General features: G+C 69.2%; 2 protein-coding genes and 1 pseudogene. 1 reads left to right on the forward strand and 2 read right to left on the reverse strand.

What is annotated here, in order from left to right:
- Nucleotides 1-244: pseudogene (locus tag ACFU6K_RS36895) on the reverse strand (ABC transporter permease); the annotation flags it as partial.
- 43 nt (nt 245-287) lie between these two features.
- Complete coding sequence (locus tag ACFU6K_RS36900) at nt 288-1,010, reverse strand: DedA family protein (RefSeq protein ID WP_380670698.1); 723 nt, start codon at nt 1,008-1,010, stop codon at nt 288-290.
- A gap of 362 nt (nt 1,011-1,372) precedes the next feature.
- Here ACFU6K_RS36900 and fbaA point away from each other — a divergent pair.
- Nucleotides 1,373-2,394 (forward strand): class II fructose-bisphosphate aldolase (gene fbaA / locus ACFU6K_RS36905; protein WP_380670700.1); only part of this gene is annotated, 1,022 nt, incomplete at its 3' end.

Genomic DNA, 2,394 nt, shown 5'->3' on the forward strand with positions numbered 1-2,394 from the left:
GTACGGAGACCACGACGAGGGTGAGGACCAGCACGGTGGTGTCGATGCTCCGGCCGCGCCGCAGCCCGCTGAACACGCCCAGCGCGACGCCCACCACCGTCTCCAGGACGATGGCGACGATGGTGAGCCGGAGGGTGACGGGGAAGGCCGTGCGCATCAGCTCGGTGACCGGCGGCCCTTTGAAGGGGGTGCCGATGTTGCCCTGTAATATCTGGCCCATGTTGTGCGGGTAGTGCTGTTTCACGTGAAACAGCACCGGCCCTCGCCGTGTCCGGAGCGGCGGGCGCTCAGCCCCGCCGGTGCCGGCCGCCGCCGGCCTGGACCTGGCTCTCCTCGTCGACCTCGACGCCGCCGCCGGCCCGCTTCTTCTTCCGCTCGCGCATGACCTCGATCAGGATCGGCGAGATGGACAGCAGGACGATCAGCAGCACCGCCGGGATCAGGTACTTGTCGATCACCGGGGCGAGCGCGTCACCGAAGAAGTAGCCGATCAGCAGCATGGACTCGGTCCACAGCACGCCGCCGATCACGTTCCAGAGGAAGAAGGTCCGGGCGGGCATCTCCAGGGTGCCGGCGACCGGGTTCAGGAAGGTGCGGATGATCGGCATGAAGCGGGCCAGCACGACGGCCTTGCCGGAGCCGAACTTGTTGAAGTACTCCTCCGCCTTCACCACGTACTCGCGGCGGAAGATCTTCGAATCGGGCTTGTCGAACATCTTCGGCCCGACCTTGGCGCCGATCAGGTGCCCGAGCTGGGCACCGGCGATCGCCGCGATCGGGCAGCCGATCAGCAGGACGGCGATCGGCAGCTTGGCGCCGTCGCCGAGCACCGAGGAGGCTGCGTTCGAGGCGGCGACACCCGCGAGGATCAGCAGCGAGTCACCCGGGAAGAAGAAGCCGACCAGCAGGCCGGTCTCCGCGAAGATGATCGCGATCAGCCCGATGGCGCCGAGGGACGAGATCAGGGATTTGGCGTCGAGCAGGTTGACGGCCAGCTGGTTGTAGTCCACGGGCGCAGGATAGCGGGCGCACCTGGCCGGCGAAGCGGGCGTACCGTGCCGACGGCGCCCGGCCGGGACCGGTTCCGACCCCCGCCGGGGCCGCCCGGGTGCCGCCGTGCGCCCGTACCGTGCGACGTTCCGCATGGCGGGCTCCTGCTGACCTGCGGGCACGAGTCTGGGAAGATGGCACAGGCGTCCGGTCCGCGGTGGCACACCACCCTCATGGCCGTACCGCGCAGGTCGCCGCGAACGTGCCGGAGAGCCACCACCGCAACGCCGCGCGTCGGCGGGCCGGCACGGAGTCGTCACGAAGGCGTACACAGCGTCGGACAGCACCGTCCGTACGCCGCAACCCGACAGGAGCGGATCGCATGCCCATCGCAACTCCCGAGGTCTACAACGAGATGCTCGACCGGGCCAAGGCGGGCAAGTTCGCCTACCCGGCCATCAACGTCACGTCGTCGCAGACCCTGCACGCCGCACTGCGCGGTTTCGCCGAGGCCGAGAGCGACGGCATCATCCAGATCTCGACCGGTGGCGCGGAGTTCCTGGGCGGCCAGCACAACAAGGACATGGTGACCGGCGCCGTCGCGCTCGCCGAGTTCGCCCACATCGTCGCCGCCAAGTACGACATCACCGTCGCGCTGCACACCGACCACTGCCCGAAGGACAAGCTGGACGGCTACGTCCGCCCGCTGCTGGCGGTCTCCGCCGAGCGCGTGGCCAAGGGCGAGAACCCGCTGTTCCAGTCGCACATGTGGGACGGCTCGGCCGAGACCCTCGCCGACAACCTGGCCATCGCCCAGGAGCTGCTGGCCCAGGCCGCCGCCGCCAAGATCATCCTTGAGGTCGAGATCACCCCGACCGGCGGCGAGGAGGACGGCGTCACCCACGAGATCAACGACGAGCTGTACACCACCGTCAACGACGCCGTGCGCACCGCCGAGGCGCTGGGCCTGGGCGAGAAGGGCCGCTACCTGCTGGCCGCCTCCTTCGGCAACGTGCACGGCGTGTACAAGCCGGGCAACGTCGTGCTGAAGCCGGAGCTGCTGCGCGAGCTGCAGGACGCGATCGGCAAGCAGTACGGCAAGACCGACCCGTTCGACTTCGTCTTCCACGGCGGCTCGGGCTCGACCGCCGAGGAGATCGCCACCGCGCTGGAGAACGGCGTCGTGAAGATGAACCTGGACACCGACACCCAGTACGCCTTCACCCGCCCGGTGGCCGGCCACATGTTCGCCAACTACGACGGCGTGCTGAAGGTCGACGGCGAGGTCGGCAAGAAGAACACCTACGACCCGCGCACCTGGGGCAAGCTGGCCGAGGCCGGCATGGCCGCCCGCGTGCTCGAGGCCGCCCAGCAGCTGCGTTCGGCGGGCAAGCGCCTGAAGTG

This window comes from Kitasatospora sp. NPDC057512 (genome assembly GCF_042802135.1).
Classification (GTDB): domain Bacteria; phylum Actinomycetota; class Actinomycetes; order Streptomycetales; family Streptomycetaceae; genus Kitasatospora.